A 17285-nucleotide genomic window follows, 5' to 3' on the forward strand; every position below is an offset into this window, starting at 1 on the left:
GTACCCCGGTCGACGTCGTGCTGAACCCGCTCGGCATCCCCGGCCGGATGAACTTCGGTCAGGTGCTCGAGACGCACCTCGGCTGGATCGCCAAGCAGGGCTGGAAGGTCGAGGGCAACCCGGAGTGGGCGGCGCAACTGCCCGAGTCGGCCCGCGACGCCGCTCCCGGCACCAAGGTGGCCACCCCGGTGTTCGACGGTGCCCGCGAGGAGGAGATCGTCGGTCTGCTGGAGTCCACCCTCCCGGGTCGCGACGACCAGCGCCTGATCGACGGCACAGGCAAGACGACACTGTTCGACGGTCGCACCGGCGAGCCGTTCCCCGCCCCCATCTCGGTCGGCTACATGTACATCCTGAAGCTGCACCACCTCGTGGACGACAAGATCCACGCGCGTTCCACCGGCCCGTACTCGATGATCACCCAGCAGCCGCTGGGCGGTAAGGCGCAGTTCGGCGGTCAGCGCTTCGGTGAGATGGAGGTGTGGGCACTCGAGGCCTACGGCGCCGCGTACGCCCTGCAGGAACTGCTGACGATCAAGTCCGACGACATCGTGGGCCGCGTGAAGGTCTACGAGGCGATCGTGAAGGGCGACAACATCTCCGAGCCCGGCATCCCCGAGTCCTTCAAGGTGCTCATGAAGGAGATGCAGTCCCTCTGCCTGAACGTCGAGGTGCTCTCGGCCGACGGCACCGCGGTGAACCTCCGCGACACGGATGACGAGGCCTTCCGCGCGGCGGAGGAACTCGGCATCAACATCTCCACCCGGTTCGAGTCGTCGTCGATCGACGAAATCTGATCCGCTTCGACTCACCACAGAATTCCGACACAGGAGAACCAGTGCTCGACGCAACAACTTTCGATGAGCTTCGCATCGGCCTCGCCACCGCCGACGACATCCGTCGGTGGTCCTTCGGCGAAGTCAAGAAGCCCGAGACCATCAACTACCGCACGCTGAAGCCGGAGAAGGACGGCCTGTTCGGCGAGCAGATCTTCGGCCCCTCCCGCGACTGGGAGTGCGCCTGCGGCAAGTACAAGCGGGTCCGCTTCAAGGGCATCGTGTGTGAGCGCTGCGGCGTCGAGGTCACCAAGAGCTCGGTGCGCCGTGAGCGCATGGGGCACATCGAGCTCGCCGCACCCGTCACTCACATCTGGTATTTCAAGGGCGTGCCCTCGCGCCTCGGCTACCTGCTCGACATGGCGCCGAAGGACCTCGAGAAGGTCATCTACTTCGCCGCCTACATGGTGATCTCGGTGGACGAGGATGCTCGTCACCGCGACATGCCGACGCACGAGAACAACCTGCGTCTGGAGATCAAGAACCTCGCCGACCGCCGTGACGCCCGCGTGGCTGAGCGCCTGGCCAAGCTGGAGGAGGAGCTCGCCGCCCTGGAGGCGGAGGGTGCCAAGGCCGACCAGAAGAAGAAGGCCAAGGACTCCGCCGAGAAGGAGATGGCGCAGGTCCGCAAGGGTGCTGACGACCAGATCGCGCGCCTGGAGCGCATGTGGGATGAGTTCCGCACGCTCGAGGTCGGCCAGCTCAAGCAGGAGGACGACGTCTTCCAGGAGCTGCAGGACCGCTTCGGCCAGTACTTCGAGGCGTACATGGGTGCCGACGGCATCAAGCGCCGCCTGGAGGCGTTCGACCTGCAGGCCGAGGCCGACTCGCTGCACCTGCAGATCGCCGAGGGCAAGGGCCAGCGCAAGATCCGTGCGATCAAGCGGCTGAAGGTCGTCAACTCGTTCCTGGCCACCGGGATGACCCCGGCCGCCATGGTGCTCGATGTGGTCCCCGTGATCCCGCCGGAGCTGCGCCCGATGGTGCAGCTCGACGGTGGCCGCTTCGCCACCAGCGACCTCAACGACCTGTACCGTCGCGTCATCAACCGCAACAACCGTCTGCGCCGGCTGATCGACCTCGGCGCCCCCGAGATCATCGTCAACAACGAGAAGCGGATGCTGCAGGAGGCCGTCGACGCGCTGTTCGACAACGGCCGCCGCGGACGCCCCGTCACCGGCACCGGAAACCGTGCCCTCAAGTCGCTGAGCGACATGCTCAAGGGCAAGCAGGGCCGGTTCCGTCAGAACCTGCTCGGCAAGCGCGTGGACTACTCGGGCCGTTCGGTCATCATCGTCGGCCCGCAGCTGAAGCTGCACCAGTGCGGTCTGCCCAAGCAGATGGCGCTGGAGCTGTTCAAGCCGTTCGTCATCAAGCGCCTCATCGACCTGGGCCACTCGCAGAACATCAAGGCCGCCAAGCGTGCCGTCGAGCGCACCCGCCCCGAGGTGTGGGACGTGCTCGAGGAGATCATCCGTGAGCGTCCGGTGCTGCTGAACCGTGCCCCCACGCTGCATCGCCTCGGCATCCAGGCGTTCGAGCCGCAGCTGGTGGAGGGCAAGGCCATTCAGCTGCACCCGCTGGTGTGCGCCGCCTTCAACGCCGACTTCGACGGCGACCAGATGGCCGTGCACCTGCCGCTGTCGGTGGAGGCGCAGGCCGAGGCCCGCATCCTGATGCTGGCGTCGAACAACATCCTCAAGCCCTCCGACGGCCGCCCGGTGACCCTGCCCAGCCAGGACATGATCATCGGTCTGCACCACCTGACCACGGTCAAGGAGGGTGCGCTCGGCGAGGGCCGCGTGTTCGGCTCGGTCGGCGAGGCGATCCTCGCCAAGGACGAGGGCACCCTCGACCTGCAGGCGAAGGTCCGCATCCGCGTGCGCGGGCTCAGCTTCCTCGAGGGCGAAGCCCCCGAGGGCTACGAGCAGCACGGCCTCGTCGACGCCTCGCTCGGTCAGGCGATCTTCAACGACACGCTGCCCAAGGGCTATCCGTTCGTGCGGGGCCAGGCCGACAAGGGCAAGCTGTCGCAGATCGTGAACAAGCTGGCCGAGGAGTACCCGAAGACCGAGGTCGCCGCCTCGCTCGACCGCATCAAGGATGCCGGGTTCTACTGGGCCACCCGTTCGGGTGTGACCGTCGCGCTGTCCGACGTGCTCACGCCGCCGACGAAGAAGGACATCGTCGCGGTGCACGAGAAGCAGGCCGCGAAGGTGCAGGCGCAGTTCGAGAAGGGTCTGACCACCGACGCCGAGCGTCGTCAGGAGCTCATCAAGATCTGGACCGAGGCGACCGACGAGATCCAGAAGGCGATGCGGGACAACTTCCCCGAGGACAACACCATCAACCGCATGGTGAGTTCGGGCGCCCGCGGTAACTGGCTGCAGATCCGTAACATCGCCGGTATGCGGGGTCTGGTGAACAACCCCAAGGGTGAGATCATCCCGCGTCCGATCATCTCGTCGTACCGCGAGGGTCTGAGCGTGGCGGAGTACTTCATCGCGACCCACGGCGCCCGAAAGGGTCTGGCTGACACCGCGCTGCGTACCGCCGACTCCGGGTACCTCACCCGGCGTCTCGTGGACGTGTCGCAGGACGTCATCATCCGCGAAGAGGACTGCGGCACCGTCAAGGGACTCGAGTTCGTCATCGCGGCGCCGGATGCCTCCGGCACGCTGGTGCGCGACCCGAACGTCGAGAACTCGGTGTTCGCCCGCACGCTCGCCGCCGACGTGGTCGCCGCCGACGGTGAGGTTCTCGCCGCGGCCGGTGACGACGTGGGCGACGTGCTCATCGACAAGCTCGTGAGCGGCGGCGTCGAGACCATCAAGGTGCGCTCGGTGCTGACGTGCGACTCGGCCGTCGGGGTGTGCGCGAAGTGCTACGGCCGTTCGCTGGCCACCGGCAAGCTCGTCGACATCGGCGAGGCCGTGGGCATCATCGCGGCGCAGTCGATCGGTGAGCCCGGAACGCAGCTGACCATGCGCACCTTCCACACCGGTGGAACCGCCGGTGCGGACGACATCACGCAGGGTCTGCCCCGTGTGCAGGAGCTGTTCGAAGCGCGTACCCCCAAGGGTGCGTCGCCGATCGCCGAGGCCGACGGTGTCATCAAGATCGACGAGACCGACAAGAGCAAGAAGATCATCCTGACGCCGGACAACGGCGACGAGCCGCACGTGTACCCGGTGCTCAAGCGCGCGACGCTGCTGGTCGAGGACGGCCAGCGGGTCGTGGTCGGTCAGGCGCTGCAGGTGGGAACGCTCGACCCCAAGGAGGTCATGCGCGTGCAGGGTGCCCGCGAGGTGCAGAAGTACCTCGTCGGCGGCGTGCAGGGTGTGTACCGCTCGCAGGGTGTGCCGATCCACGACAAGCACATCGAGGTCATCGTCCGGCAGATGCTCCGCAAGGTCACGGTGGTCGACCATGGCGACACCGCGCTGCTGCCCGGTGAGCTGGTGGACTTCAAGCGCTACCAGGACCTCAACCGCAAGGCGGTCGCCGAGGGCAAGCGCCCCGCGTCGGGTCGTCCCGAGCTGCTGGGGCTCACCAAGGCGTCGCTGGCGACCGAGTCGTGGCTGTCGGCGGCATCCTTCCAGGAGACCACCCGCGTGCTGACGCAGGCGGCCATGGAGGGCAAGCGCGACCCGCTGGTGGGCCTGAAGGAGAACGTGATCATCGGGAAGCTGATCCCGGCGGGTACCGGTCTGAACAAGTACCGGAACGTGTCGGTGGAGGCTACCGACGAGGCCAAGAGCGAGCGGTACCCCAACCGCATCTTCGCCTCCGACGGTGCCTACAGCGACGAGGACCTGAGCTACGTCGACTTCGACAGTTTCACCACGGACGGGGACTTCACCCCGGGCACGTACAACTGAGTCCGGCCTGAGCCGAAGACCCCCGGCATCCCCTCCCCGTGAGGCGGATGCCGGGGGTCTTCGCATGTGTCGGCGGTGCGGCGGACGTCACCGCGCCGGGTCGAACCACCGCAGGTTCGGGAAGCGAGCGAACCCGCGGTCGCGGGTCGCCAGGGTTGCTCCGTTGGTGAGGCAGAGCGCAGCGAGGTGGGCATCGGGAACGAGGTTCCCTCGGATACCGGGATCGGCGACGGCGAGTTCCCCGAACCGCCCCCACGCGACCGCGCCTTGGCTCAGCCAGCGGGTGCGCGGCGCTGCCAGTACCCGGGCGGCGAACTCAGTCGCGGCGGTCACCGGGGCGGGTGCCGTAGTGATGTGCGGATGCGTGACGATGCGGACGAATCCGCTCAGGGTCGCATCGCACACGCCAATGTCCTCGGTCGCGAGCGCTGTCCGCAACCAGGTCGTGTACACGTCGTGCTCGGGGGCCTCTGCGCGGAACGCGTACACCAGGATGTTGACGTCGGGGACGATCATTCGACGCCGGTGCGTCGAGCCTCGAGCGCGTCCCACAGCGCGTCGCGGTCGTCGATGTCCACGAGGAAACGCGACGTACTCGGGTCGCCGAACGTGGGGAGCGGCTCGATGGGCGTCGTCGCGTCGATCCGGGCGATGCGGTCCCGCAGTGCTTCCTCGATGAAGCTCGTGAGCGTCCGTCCCTCCCGCGCCGCATGCGCGCGGGCTTCAGACGCCAGGGCATCTGAGATGTTCAGGGTCGTCCTCATGCAGCTGAGCATACTGTACAACGCAGACATCTGCGCACGCGGACTGGCGAGGGGAATTGTGCGCCCGGTCGGCGGGGCCCTCGAAGCCGCGTAGCCTGGAACGCAGGCACGGGTCGGTGGACGCAACGCGGTGGCGGCGCGGATCATCGGGGTGCTGTGAACCGCGATCGTGATCGTGATCGGGACTGACGGTGCTGGCAGTCGCAACGCAGCGGTGAGCGGGTCTCGCGAACGCGTGCGTCCCGGTCCGGTGATGCGGCAGACCCGTAGTGTGTTGGTATGACTGACCATCCTGATGTGCCGCCGGGTCCGCCGACACCTCCCGCCCCCGCGTCTCCTGTGCCGCCGCCGGGTGTGATGGCCGAGGGGCGCGCGCCCGACCCTGGTGCGCCCTACGCTGGTGCGCCCTACGCTGGTGCGCCCTACCCTGGCGCGTACGCGTCGACGCCCAAGACCGGGGCCGTCGCGTGGGGCATGGGCTTCTTGGCCTTCATCCCCGTCCCCTTTGTGAACTTTCTGGTAGCCGCCATCACTGTTGTCATCGTGGGGTTGGGCCAGCGCAAGTACGGCGGTGTCGCCGCCGGCAACGGGGTCCAGGCTGCGAACTGGGCGCTGACCTTCTTCCCGCTTGTGGTCGTCGGTGCGGTACTGAACCTCACCGCGGTGATCAACGCTGCACCCGGTGAGACGGGCATGTCGCCGCCGGGAGTGCTGGGAACGTTGCTGCTGGCAGGGGCAGGAATCGCCAACCTGGTCTTCCTCATCGTCGGTCTGGTGAAGGCGAACCGTGGTGAGATCTTCCGCGCACCGGGGATTCCGTTCTTTCGCGTGTCGTGAAGGCATGACGACGCCGTCGGCCACGTATGGCCGCATTCGTCGTACACGGCGTTTCGGGGCAGCTCCCGCCTGGCGTATCGGTGTCGCATGGCGCACGCCGATGTCCTCGGTGTGGACCGTGCGCGTGGTCAGCGGGGACCTCGAAGCCGCGTAGCCTGGAACGATGGCACGAGTCGGTGGGCGCAACGCGGTGGCGGCGTGGATCATCGGCGTGCTGTGCGCCGCGATCGTGATCGGGCTCGCGGTCCTGGCGGTGCCGCTGCTCCCCGGCGGCAGCACCTGGTTCGGTGCGGCACCGGAGGAGGAGGCCCCGGCCCCGGAGCGCGCTCCGGTGCCCGGCGAAGCACGCGAGTGCCGCGACCTGTACGGCGACGCGCTGTGGGCGTCGCTGCGGTGGGAACCGGGAGCCGAGATCTCGGTCAGTCGCGATTCCCCCAACCTCACGGCGACCGAGGTGGTCGACGCGCTTGCGCCCGCGGTGCGGTTCACCTGCGCATGGACGTCGGAGGACGGCGAGATCACGACGACCTACGCCGACGTCGCGGCGGATGCCCCGACGGTGGTCAAGGCGACCCTTCCCGACGCGGGTTTCGGATGCCGGAACGTCCGCGACCGGGTGCGGTGCACCCGCACCGACGAAGACGTGATCGAGACCGTCGAGGTCGGCGACGGCCGGTGGCTGTCGAGCGTGCAGGTGGCGTGGACACCGACCCAGTACGCGGAGCGGGTCGCCGACCGTGCCTGGTCGGTCTCGCTGTCAGGGTGAGGGCAGCGGCGTCGCCGGCCACACCGTCGCGACGATCGACGACGTGAAACCGACCGGACCGATGCCGGAGTACTGCGTGTCGATGATCACACCGTCACGGTAGAACAGCGTGCGTCCGGCTGGGAGCGGGAGGTCGTCCTGCTGCCAGGACCTCTCGCAGCGGATGCCGTCGGAGACGTTGTAGCAGTTGTAGCCCTCTTCGGTGCGCAACCGGTACAGCTCGTCGTCGGCCGCGCGCTGCGGAGCGTAGCCGATCACGACGACCAGGCGGGTGCGGGGAGCGCCGGGCGAGCCCCACACGCACACGCGGGAGCTGTCCGCGCGGATGCCGCCGCCCATCCCGTCCGCGTTGAGCGGAATGCCGTCGAACTCGGTGAGCATCGCGGGCGGCATCAGCGCTTCGCACTCGGTCGGCAGCGGTGTCGTCGACACCGACGGCCCGGTCGGGAACGGTTCCAGGTCGGTCGGGGTCACGGTGTCCACCTCCGGCGTCGGCGCGACGGTGACCTCGGGGGTGGGTGAGGGCGTCACGGTCGGCGTCGGGTCGGCCGAGCCGGGCGCGCAGGCACCGAGCAGCATCGCGCCCGCCGCAACGGCGAGGGCGAGGTGCGCACGGCGCAAAAGGACCATGTTTTCACCCTATGCGGCCCACACCGGTGATCACCCAACGACACGTCGGCACGCCTCGCGGATGTCGCTGTCGGAGGCGGGTAATCTCAGCATTGCGGTGGCGCGCGCCCCGCGTGAGGAGCACCATCGCATGAGCGATCCGAAGCACGTCGACCCCGAGGCCCCAACCTCGGCATCCGACGGTGTCGCTGAGGTTGTCGAGTCGGCGAACGAAGCCCTCGCCGAGGCCGAAGCGGCCTCGCGCGATGCCGTTCCCGCACCGACGGCCGCAGAGGCCTGGGACGCGGAGTTCGCCGCCGGCGGCACCGTGTCGACCCATCCCGAACCGGCCGACGACGACCCCGTGACCGGGGACGCGGAAGACACCGGGCTCGCCGGCGAGGCCGTCGCGCAGCCGGTCTCCGCCGCCGGCGTGACCGCCGCCGCCGACGTACCGACCGTCGAGGTGACGGCCGCCGACGTGCCGGCCGTCGACGCGGCCGCCGACCCCGATCCGGCCGCGACCGTCGTCGCACCGGTCGCACTGACGCCGCCCGCCGCGTCGCTGGACGATGCGGCCACCCTCGCCTACCCGGCACCCGCCGTGGACAGCGGCCCGCCCGAGACGGCGCTGATGGATGCCCCGTCGCCGCAGCCGATCTTCGTGCAGGCCCCGGAGGCGCCGCGCCCGCGCGGCAACCGCGGCGCAGCCGGCGCGATCGGCCTGCTCGCGGCCGTCTCGTTCGCCGTGCTGTACCTCGGCGCCGCGCTCGGGTTCGGCGCGATCGCCGGGGAGGTCACCGTCGACACGATCGGGACCTTCGCGGTCTCTGCGCTGACGTCGTGGTGGCTGTGGGTTCCGGTGGCGGTGTTCTTCCTGGCTTTCTGGTTGCTGGGCGCGATCATCAACCGCGGGCGCTGGGGTCACTGGGTGATCTTCGGCCTGCTCGTAGGCGCCGCCTCGTACGGCGGGCACCTGCTCGGGCAGATGTTCCAGGCGCCGTTCTGGTCGCTGACGGCGGCGCAGGGCGCCGTACTCGTCGAGGGCCAGTTGCTGGCACCGCTCGCTGTGGCGGCGCTCGTCATCGGACGTGAGCTGACCATCTGGTTCGGTGCGTGGGTGGCCGCCCGCGGCACGCGCGTGACCGAGCTCAACACCGAGGCCCAGCGCGAGTACGAGCGCACGCTCGAGGCGGGACCGCAGCTCCACCGTTCCTGATGGCCGACGACGCCGGGTCCGTGTCGCCGCCGACGGCGGCGGCGCTGGCCACCACCGGCTTCGCGGCGCTGGCGATCGCGGCGTTCGGGGTGACGAGCACCCTGTTCGACGTCGAGGTCATTGCGACCCCGGGACTCGGAAACCTGCCGGGGGCCGCGGGCATGGCGCTGTCGGTGCTCGCGGTGGGTGTGACGGCGTGGGCGGGGTTGCGCCGCCCACAGCCCTCGTACGCGGTGGCGGTCGCCGCGGCGGTGGCGGCGGTGCTGGCCTACCTCGTCGGGGTGCTGATCGGCGCCGTCGTGGCGGGGGTCGACCCGGTGCGCGCGGTCGCCGCGGTCGGCGGATTCGTGACGTCGTGGTTCGCGGTGCTGCTGGCGGCGATCGCCGCGATCGCCGGCTGGGTGGGCGTGGCGCTCGTGCGCACCCGCGCGCACCGCCCGCGGTGGCCGTGGGAGCGCGACGACCCGGACGCCGACGAGTGACCGGCGGCGACGCGCACGGCACGCGTACGGGGGCGAATGCGCCCGCATCGCCGCCCGACGGGGGACAATGGTGACCGTGGAGCGGTCGATCGAGACCCAGGTGAGCCAGGCGGTGGACGCGTGGCTGCGTTGGCTGCCACGGTGGCAGCCGGCCACCCACAAAGGCAGGGTCGCACCGTGTCGGCGCTGTTTCGGTTCGCCGGTGCTGTCGGCGGCCGGCATCGGATCCGACGTGCCCCACGGCGTGCAGCACGGGTTGTCCACGCGGGTCAAGACGATCGTCGATCACGCCGTCGCCGAGTACACCTCCCGCAACCTGCCCATGTTGCAGACCGAGTTGGACCAGCAGGCCTCCCGCAACCGGGCCCGCAGCTACCGGCCGGCGGAGGGGCTGGAGCCCGAGTTCGAGGGGCTTCCGCTGGACCCCGACCCGGTCCCCGGTGCGCCGTTCCTGTTCACGATCTCCGGGCTCGCCGACGAGGCGGATGCCGATGTTCCGGCGCTGCCTCCCCTGAACGACGAGGCCAAGGCGGCGTTGCGCCAGGAGGTGTCGCTGGCCGACGACTACGCCAACATGGTCGGTCGCGAGGTGTGCGCGATCCTGCTGCACCACCGGTTGCGCATCCAGGCCGCGATCGGCCAGTACGTGGAGCCGCAGATCACGGCGATGCTCGAGGAGCTGACCCGGTCGTTGGACGCGCCGTTCGACCCGAACGCCGAGCCGGGGTAGACACCGCGGTGAGCGCTCCCGCTTGTTAGCATGAGGGGGAGGGGCGACGTGGGGAGCCCAGATGGAACACGCTGGGCAAGGGATGTGCCCGCGAACGGCGGTGAGGGGCACGGATGGCGCGCAGGCTACCCTCGGCGCCGCCCATTCTCGCCGGCTTGGACTACGTGCGCCCGCTGGGCTCGGGCGGCTTCGCCGACGTCTTCCTCTACCAGCAGGACATGCCGCGCCGGCAGGTCGCTGTCAAGGTGCTCCCGGCGCAGGAACAGTCGCCCGACCTGATCCGCATGTTCAATGCCGAGGCGGACGTGCTCGCGCAGCTGTCGGCGCATCCGGCCATCGTCACCGTCTACCAGGCGGGGATCTCCGCCGACGGACGCCCGCACATCGTCATGGAGTACTGCCCGGACTCGTTCGCGCAGCGCTACCGCTGGGAGCGCATCGATGTCGATGAGGTGATGACCACGGCGGTGCGGTTGGCGGGCGCGCTCGAGTCGGCGCACCGGGCGGGGCTGATCCATCGTGACGTCAAGCCGAGCAACATCCTGGTGACGACCTTCGGTTCCTCGGTGCTGGCCGACTTCGGCATCTCGGCGTCGCTGTCGCGGCGCTCGACCGACGACCTCCTCGCGATGTCGGTGCCGTGGAGCGCGCCCGAGGTCGTCGGTGAGCACACGTCGGGCACGGTGGCCAGCGAGGTGTGGAGTCTCGGCGCGACGATCTACTCGCTGCTGGCCGGCCGCAGCCCCTTCGAGCGCCGGGAGAAGGGGCAGAACAGTCGCGAGCAGTTGCGGCGCCGCATCACCCGGGCCACGTTCGTCCCCGTGCCGCGTGACGACGTCCCCGACGACCTGCAGCAGGTGCTGGCCACCGCGATGGCCCGTGAACCCGAACGCCGTTTTGCCACGGCGCAGGAGTTCGGCGCGGCGATGCAGGAGGTGCAGCGCTCGCGGGGGGTGTCGCCGACACCGCTCGACGTGCCGGCGGCGGAGTGGATGCCCGAACCGCTCGAACTGGGAGACGCGACCGCGCGGGGGCCGGCGCGCAGCCGGGTCGTGGTCGAGGGCCGGCGCACGCCGCCTCCGCTGGTCGCGACGTACGCGGTGCGCGAGGAGGACTCCGAGATCTCCGGCACGCCGACGCGGCGGGCGGTGTGGCCGTGGCTCGTCGCCGTGGGCGTCGTCGCCGTGGTCGGCGTCGGCGTCGGGGTCGCGGTCGCGCTCGCGATGGGGGCGGGGTGATGCGACCGCGCACGAAGGCGGGGCTGATCGCCGCGGCGGCGGCGGTGGCGCTGGTGACCGGGGTCAGCGTGGTCTGGCCGGGACTCGATGCGCAGGACACGCCGCCGACCGATCCCTCGGTGTGGGTGCTGCAATCGGACGGGCAGCGCTACGCCCGCGTCAACACCGTCGTCGGCGAGCTCGACACGGTGCGCAGCGTCGCCAACCCGACGCGCATCGTGTCGTCCGCGAACGGTGTCTACATGTTCACCGACAGCGACAGCAAGCTGGTCCGCATCGAGGAGGCCGCGCCGGTCGATCTGGATGCCGCCGGTTTGGAAGCGGCGGTGTCGGCGCCCAGCGGTGTGCGCGAGACGGTGACGGCGGGCGACTTCGTGGCGTATCGCACCGACGACGGGGCCGTTCACGTGGGCCGGTTGTCGTCGGGCACCACCTCCCGGCTCGACCCCGACGGGCCCCGCGAGAACCAGGATGCCGCGCAGTACGCCGCCGAGGCCATCGCGCTCGACGAGCGGGGCGTTCTGCTGAGCTACTCCGCGGCCGACGGCGCCGTGCTGCGCTACGACATCGCGGCGTCGGAGCTGCGCGGACGCGACCCGCTCGTGGCCGAGCTCACCGCACCGCAACTCTCGTCTGCGGACGGTGAGTGGGTTCTGTTCGATTCCGCGAACGGCATGTATTGGACCGCCGACGCCGAGGACGAGCAGTCCAGCGGCACCGGAGGGGGCGCCCTCATGTCGCGGCCAGCATCCGATGGTGACGCCGTGTACGTCGCCGATGAGACGGGGATGGTGCGCATTCCGGTCGACGGTTCGGATGCGACGTCGATCTTCGGTGACGGGGCGACGGTGCAAGGTGCGCCCGCGCGGCCGGTGTGGGTGGGTGGGGTCGTGTACGGCGCCTGGCTGGCCGAGGGCGCGGGCCCGGGTGCGCTGTGGCGCTCCGACACCGGACGAGCCGACCTCGACTACGGCGGGCTCAGCCTGCCTTCGCAGCGCCGCCCGGTGTTCGCCGCGTCGGGCGAGACCGTCGTCCTCAACGACGCGCGTTCCGGCTGGGTGTGGCGCGCCGCCGACGGCGCGCTGCTGCCGTCGAGTCAGGACTGGACGCTGGACCAGCGGCGCGAGCTGGAGGCGGAGCCGACCGAGGACGAGCAGCGCGTCGTGATCGACCCCCGCCCGCCGGTCGCCGTCGATGACGCCTTCGGGGTGCGGCCGGGGGCGTTGGTGGCGTTGCCGAACCTGCTCAACGACCACGACCCCAACGAGGACGTGCTCACGATCGACCCGGAGTCGGTGACCGGGCTCGATCCGGGTTTCGGTGAGCTGAGCATCACCGACAACCGGCAGCGCCTCGTGGTGCGGGTGAGCGCCGATGCCTCGGGGACGGCGTCGTTCCGCTACCGGGTGACCGACGGGACCTCGGAGGACGGACTGTTCTCCGAGGAGGCCGTCGTGACGCTGCGCGTGGCCGCCGACGACGTGAACACGGCGCCGCAGTGGTGCGTCTCCGACTGCCGGCAGGAGTGGCCGTCGCCGACGGTCGCCCGCGGCGGCACCGTCACCGTGCCCGTGCTGTCGGACTGGGTCGATCCCGAGGGCGACCCGGTTCTGCTGCTGTCGGCCGAGGGGAGCGGCCACGGGAGCGTCGTGGTGACCCCGGCGGGCGACGTGGTGTTCCAGCACGCCGACGACGGCAACGCGTCGGACGAGACTGTCGCCGTGCAGGTCAGCGTCGCTGACGCGCGCGGGGCGATCTCGACCCGGGCGCTGGAGATCCGGGTGGTCGGCGAACCGCAGCCGGTGCTGCAGTCGTTCGCGGTCGTCGACACCGTCGGCTCCCGGCTGACCGTCGATGTCGCCGCGCACGTGACCGGAACGGCCGGCGAGACCACCGTCACCGGTGCCCGGGTGCTCGACGACGCGGCGGCGACGGCGACCGTGGTCGGCGGGACGACCCAGTTCGACTTCTCGGCGGCCGGTCCCGGGGTGTACCGGGTGGCGGTGACCGTCGCCGTCGCCGGCCGGGAGGCGACCGGCATCGCACGGATCACCCTGTTGCCCGAGGATGCTCCGGCGCAGTTGTCGACGGCACCGGTCGTGGCCTTCGTGCGGCCGCAGGTGGATGCGACGGTCGACGTGTTCGCGGCGGTCTCCAACCCGACGCACCGTGTGCTGCTGATCAGCGACGTCATCCCCTCGTCGTCGGCGGGGGCGACGCTCTCGGTGGACACGGTGGGCCAGAGCCAGCTGCGGGTCTCCGGCAGTACGTCCGATGGCGAACCGGGGATGCTGGGCACGGTCGGCTACCGCGTCAGCGACGGGACGAACGACACCGGTGCGGCTGTGGACGGGCAGGCCACGGTGTACTTGCTGCCGCCGGCGCCGGACGCGCCGCCGATCGCGGTCGACGACACCGTCGTGGTGCGCGCGGGCACCCAGACCGACATCCCGGTGTTGCGCAACGACATCTCCGCGGCCGGCTCGCGGCCGCGGATCGCGCCCGACAGCGTCGTTTCGTCGACCGACCGTGCGCTCGCGTTCGCGTCGGCCGATGTGCTGCGCTACCTCGCCCCCGCCGAACCCGGCGAGTACACCGTGGAGTACGCCGCCTACACGCCCGGATCACCCTCCGACACCGACACCGCGGTGGTCCGCATCCGGGTGCTCTCGGACGAGGCGAACCGGGCGCCGCTGCCGGTGGCACTGTCCGGTCGGGTGCTCAGCGGGCTATCCACGTCGATCGCGTTCGACGGCTTCGGAGTGGACCCCGACGGTGACGCGGTGCGGCTGGATGCCATCGTCAGTCAACCCGAGAGCGGGTCGGCATCGATCTCGGCCGACGGCACCGCGATCGTCTACACGAGCGTTCCGGGGGCACGCGGGCAGTACGAGTTCCACTACCGGGTCGTCGACGCCGCCGGCGCCGAGGGCGAGGGTCGGGTGCGGGTGGGCGTGCTCGACACCGATGCCAACCCGAGCCCGGTGACCTACACCGACTACGTCCACGTGCAGGCTGGCGCGGGGAACACGATCCGCATCAGCCCGCTGGCCAACGACGTGGACCCGACGCAGGGCAGGCTCCACCTCACCGACGTCGTCCCCGACGTGCCCGAGAAGACGCTCGACGGCGCCGACAGCGCCGAGTACGCGCAGCTGGCGGAGCGGATCGTGTCGATCGACGACGGGACGGTGATGATCGCCGCGAGCGAGCAACCGGGGACGATGGCGTTCCTCTACGACGTGGCGTCGTCGTCGAAGAACACCGCCCGGGGGCTGATCGTGGTGCGGGTGATCCCGGAGCGGGTGCCGGAGCACCCGGTCGTGGTCGACACCGTGCTCACGGTGGAGGACCGCGACGAGTTCGGCGCTGGGGTGCCGGTCCTGGACGGCACCGTCACCTGGGGCGGCGGCGACGTCGACGACCTCGAACTGGGTCTGTGGGGCAGCCCCGTCGACGTCGAGGTGTCCGGCGATCGGCTGCGCGGCGCACTCACCGACGCCGCGCGCCTGATCCCCTTCTCGGTGACCGGGCTCGACGGCGAGGACCCGGTCACGACCTACGCGTTCCTGCGGGTCCCGGCCGCCGCCGAGTCCCCCCTCGCGTTGCGCCCCGGACTGGCGCCGATCGTCGTCGCGGAGGGCGACGAACGGGTCATCGACGTGGCGCCGCTCGTGGTGCGGCCGCCGGGTGCGCCGGTGCAGGTGGGCGACGCCGTGACGGCGTCGGGTTCGCGGGCGGCAGCCCGCTGCGAGCAGAGCTCCGCGACCTCGGTCCGGTACGTCGCCGGCACCGGCGCCCCGTGGACGGATGCCTGCCTGGTGCCGGTGCGCGCCGATGACGCCGCCGAGTGGACGATGCTGTCGATCCCGATCGCGGTGACCGCGCGCGACCCGCAGCCCGAACTCAGTCCGGCGGCGCTGACGGTCGCCCCCGGTCAGTCCGAGAGCTACGACCTCGCCGACATGACCCGGTGGCGCGGCACGCCCGCCCCCGAGTCGTTGCGCTACGAGATCGCGCCGCCGTCCCGCGCGTTCACGGCGACGCTCGAGGGGTCGGTCGTCACGATCACGGCGGACGGGGCGGCTGTTCCCGGCACCGAGGAGGCGGTGATCGTCGAGATCGCCAGCCACCCCGGTGTGGCTCCGGCCCGCATCAACCTGCGAGTCGGCGCGGTGCCGTCCACGCTCCCGCAGGGAGGGACCGTCACCGCCACGTGCAGCCAGGCCGATGGGTCGTCGTGCGTGATCGAGGTGATCGGCGCGACGGGAGAGGTCAACCCGCTGCCGTCGACCCCGCTCACCGTGGCGGCGGTACGGGCCGGCGCCGGCTGCAGCGGGGTCTCGTTCGAGGTGGTCGAGCCCGACAGCATCCGCGCGTCGTGGACCGACGACGCACCGGGCACGACCTGCAAGGCGTCGGTGACGGTGCGGGATGCGCAGGGGCGCGACAGCGGTGCCGACCGCGACGCCACGGTGACCCTGCGGCTGCAGGGATACCCGCCCGCGCCGGGCGGGCTCGCGGTGGCGGCATACGGCGACGAGACGGTCACCCTGCGGGTCGAGCCGGGCGCGGCGGGCCAGGCGGCGCCGGCGGTGACCGGCTTCGACCTGCGGTGGCAGGGGATGAGCGTGGGGCAGTGCTCGGCGGAGGGAGTGTGCCCCGAGCTCACCGCCCCCAACGGGGACAAACGCGAGTACGAGGCGTTCTCCCTCAACGACGTCGGTGCGTCGCGGTCGTCGGCGAGCGTCACCGCGTGGGCGTATGCCGCCCCGGCGGCGCCGGAGCGGGTCACCGCGGCCCCCGTGGTCACGACCGGCGACGGCGGCGTCGTCTCGCTCGAGATCGCCGGAGTCGACGCTGCCGCGACCTCGTCGCTCGAGATCAGCAGCCCGACCGGCGAAGACGTGGTCGTGCCGGTCGCGGTGGGGCAGACGCGGGTGTCGGTGCCGTCGTATCGGGTCGGTGCGAACACGGCGACCGTGGTCACCGTCACACCGCAGTCCCGGTTCTCGCCGCCGCCCAGCGACGGCGAAGCGCCCGAGCCGCCGTCGGCGACCGTCTCGGCGCACGGGATCGGCCGTCCGACCGATGTGGCGCTGACACTCACGGCGACCAACACCGGCAACGGCCGCGTCGCGGTGACCGCGACCGCGACGGCGGTGCCCGGCGGCGACGGGGCGCAGTTGCGTTACGGGTTCGTCCCTGACGGCCATACCTGCACGGTGTCGGGGACGCAAGCCACAGCGACCTTCCGCGGGCTCGACGACGGGCGGGCCTACCGGTTCGTGGTCTGCGTCGAGTCGTTCTCCGGCGGCACCAGCTACGGCAGGGCGGCCGCGCGGGGGGAGGTGCGCGCGGTCCAATCCACGGCGGCGCCGACGGGGTACGAGTTCACCGTCGGCCCGACGCCCCACATCGACGGGCAGCGGGCGAATTGGACGATCGACCAGGAGCCCACGTCGTCCGAGCAGCCGCCGTTCGGCAACGACGTCGTCTTCCGTGGCCACCCGTCGGACGTCTTCGACACCGACCCCGGCATCCAGGTGCGCTACGAGCACTCCGCGGGATGGTGGGTGTCGGAGTGGGGCGCGGCGACGCCTGCGCGGGGGAGCGCTCCGTACCAGGTGCAGGCGCGGTGGTGGATCGATCCATGCGTGGGAGGGACGGTTATCGCAGGCCGGTCGAGTTCGACCGGCGACCGCGCCCGCGTCGTGTACTCGTCGGCCAATGTGGTGTACCTCGATGCCGACGGGGACGAACTCGACCCCGGTGCCGACCCGTGGCGGGTCCCGGAAGCCGCCGTACGGGTCACCGGGATCGGGGTGACGGTCGACTGGCGTGGCCAGGGATGGAACCTGCGTCCGGCCACCGCCGAGTTCTCGGCCGTGTGCACCCCGGCGGCACCATGACCCGCATCGGC

Annotated in this window: 11 protein-coding genes and 1 pseudogene; 9 read left to right on the forward strand and 3 right to left on the reverse strand. The window is 70.9% G+C overall.

All coding sequences use genetic code 11. The features are described from left to right. Positions 1 to 797, forward strand: a pseudogene (locus tag ACK5KK_RS09190) (DNA-directed RNA polymerase subunit beta); the annotation flags it as partial. A 41-nt stretch (positions 798 to 838) separates the two neighbouring features. Next, positions 839 to 4717 carry a DNA-directed RNA polymerase subunit beta' gene (gene rpoC, locus ACK5KK_RS09195; RefSeq protein WP_416889784.1) on the forward strand — a complete coding sequence of 1293 codons (3879 nt, stop codon included), beginning with the start codon at positions 839 to 841 and terminating at the stop codon, positions 4715 to 4717. An 87-nt stretch (positions 4718 to 4804) separates the two neighbouring features. On the opposite strand, the gene ACK5KK_RS09200 is transcribed toward rpoC, so the two are convergent. Further along, positions 4805 to 5233 (reverse strand): TA system VapC family ribonuclease toxin, encoded by a 429-nt coding sequence (locus ACK5KK_RS09200; protein ID WP_416889785.1) that lies wholly within the window; start codon positions 5231 to 5233, stop codon positions 4805 to 4807. After that, positions 5230 to 5481, reverse strand: coding sequence for a CopG family transcriptional regulator (locus ACK5KK_RS09205; RefSeq protein WP_416889786.1), 252 nt, complete (start codon positions 5479 to 5481; stop codon positions 5230 to 5232). Before ACK5KK_RS09205 ends, ACK5KK_RS09200 begins: the two co-directional genes overlap by 4 nt. 279 nt (positions 5482 to 5760) lie before the next feature. On the opposite strand from ACK5KK_RS09205, the gene ACK5KK_RS09210 reads away from it, so the two are divergent. Both ACK5KK_RS09210 and ACK5KK_RS09215 read left to right on the forward strand, forming a co-directional pair. Next, a complete protein-coding gene (locus ACK5KK_RS09210; protein WP_416889787.1) occupies positions 5761 to 6318 on the forward strand; it encodes a DUF4870 domain-containing protein in 558 nt (185 codons plus the stop codon). 163 nt (positions 6319 to 6481) lie between these two features. After that, positions 6482 to 7084, forward strand: a complete 603-nt coding sequence (locus ACK5KK_RS09215; protein ID WP_416889788.1) for a hypothetical protein — start codon at positions 6482 to 6484, stop codon at positions 7082 to 7084. Here ACK5KK_RS09215 and ACK5KK_RS09220 read toward each other — a convergent pair. Then, positions 7076 to 7714: a hypothetical protein gene (locus ACK5KK_RS09220; RefSeq protein ID WP_416889789.1), complete on the reverse strand. Its 639-nt coding sequence runs from the start codon at positions 7712 to 7714 to the stop codon at positions 7076 to 7078. The genes ACK5KK_RS09215 and ACK5KK_RS09220 overlap by 9 nt on opposite strands. A gap of 130 nt (positions 7715 to 7844) precedes the next feature. On the opposite strand from ACK5KK_RS09220, the gene ACK5KK_RS09225 reads away from it, so the two are divergent. From ACK5KK_RS09225 to ACK5KK_RS09245, 5 genes are all read left to right on the forward strand, one after another. After that, on the forward strand, positions 7845 to 8912 hold the full coding sequence (locus ACK5KK_RS09225; protein ID WP_416889790.1) for an ABC transporter: 1068 nt from the start codon (positions 7845 to 7847) through the stop codon (positions 8910 to 8912). Then, entirely contained in the window at positions 8912 to 9394 is a 483-nt protein-coding gene (locus tag ACK5KK_RS09230; protein WP_416889791.1) for a hypothetical protein, read from the forward strand. The genes ACK5KK_RS09225 and ACK5KK_RS09230 overlap by 1 nt, the downstream gene beginning before the upstream one ends. A gap of 76 nt (positions 9395 to 9470) precedes the next feature. Next, complete coding sequence (locus tag ACK5KK_RS09235; RefSeq protein WP_416889792.1) at positions 9471 to 10124, forward strand: spermidine/putrescine ABC transporter substrate-binding protein; 654 nt, start codon at positions 9471 to 9473, stop codon at positions 10122 to 10124. A gap of 113 nt (positions 10125 to 10237) precedes the next feature. Next, a complete protein-coding gene (locus ACK5KK_RS09240; protein ID WP_416889793.1) occupies positions 10238 to 11362 on the forward strand; it encodes a serine/threonine-protein kinase in 1125 nt (374 codons plus the stop codon). Beyond that, positions 11362 to 17274 (forward strand): Ig-like domain-containing protein, encoded by a 5913-nt coding sequence (locus tag ACK5KK_RS09245; protein WP_416889800.1) that lies wholly within the window; start codon positions 11362 to 11364, stop codon positions 17272 to 17274. The genes ACK5KK_RS09240 and ACK5KK_RS09245 overlap by 1 nt, the downstream gene beginning before the upstream one ends. Positions 17275 to 17285 lie beyond the last annotated feature (11 nt).

It is taken from the genome of Microbacterium sp. (assembly GCF_047972865.1).
Classification (GTDB): domain Bacteria; phylum Actinomycetota; class Actinomycetes; order Actinomycetales; family Microbacteriaceae; genus Microbacterium.

Bases quoted from the DNA above. Each gene is read 5' to 3' on its own strand.
- ACK5KK_RS09200 (WP_416889785.1), bottom strand. From the start codon at position 5,233: ATGATCGTCCCCGACGTCAACATCCTGGTGTACGCGTTCCGCGCAGAG.
- ACK5KK_RS09205 (WP_416889786.1), bottom strand. From the start codon at position 5,481: ATGAGGACGACCCTGAACATCTCAGATGCCCTGGCGTCTGAAGCCCGC.
- ACK5KK_RS09210 (WP_416889787.1), top strand. From the start codon at position 5,761: ATGACTGACCATCCTGATGTGCCGCCGGGTCCGCCGACACCTCCCGCC.
- ACK5KK_RS09215 (WP_416889788.1), top strand. From the start codon at position 6,482: ATGGCACGAGTCGGTGGGCGCAACGCGGTGGCGGCGTGGATCATCGGC.
- ACK5KK_RS09220 (WP_416889789.1), bottom strand. From the start codon at position 7,714: ATGGTCCTTTTGCGCCGTGCGCACCTCGCCCTCGCCGTTGCGGCGGGC.
- ACK5KK_RS09225 (WP_416889790.1), top strand. From the start codon at position 7,845: ATGAGCGATCCGAAGCACGTCGACCCCGAGGCCCCAACCTCGGCATCC.
- ACK5KK_RS09230 (WP_416889791.1), top strand. From the start codon at position 8,912: ATGGCCGACGACGCCGGGTCCGTGTCGCCGCCGACGGCGGCGGCGCTG.
- ACK5KK_RS09240 (WP_416889793.1), top strand. From the start codon at position 10,238: ATGGCGCGCAGGCTACCCTCGGCGCCGCCCATTCTCGCCGGCTTGGAC.
- ACK5KK_RS09245 (WP_416889800.1), top strand. From the start codon at position 11,362: ATGCGACCGCGCACGAAGGCGGGGCTGATCGCCGCGGCGGCGGCGGTG.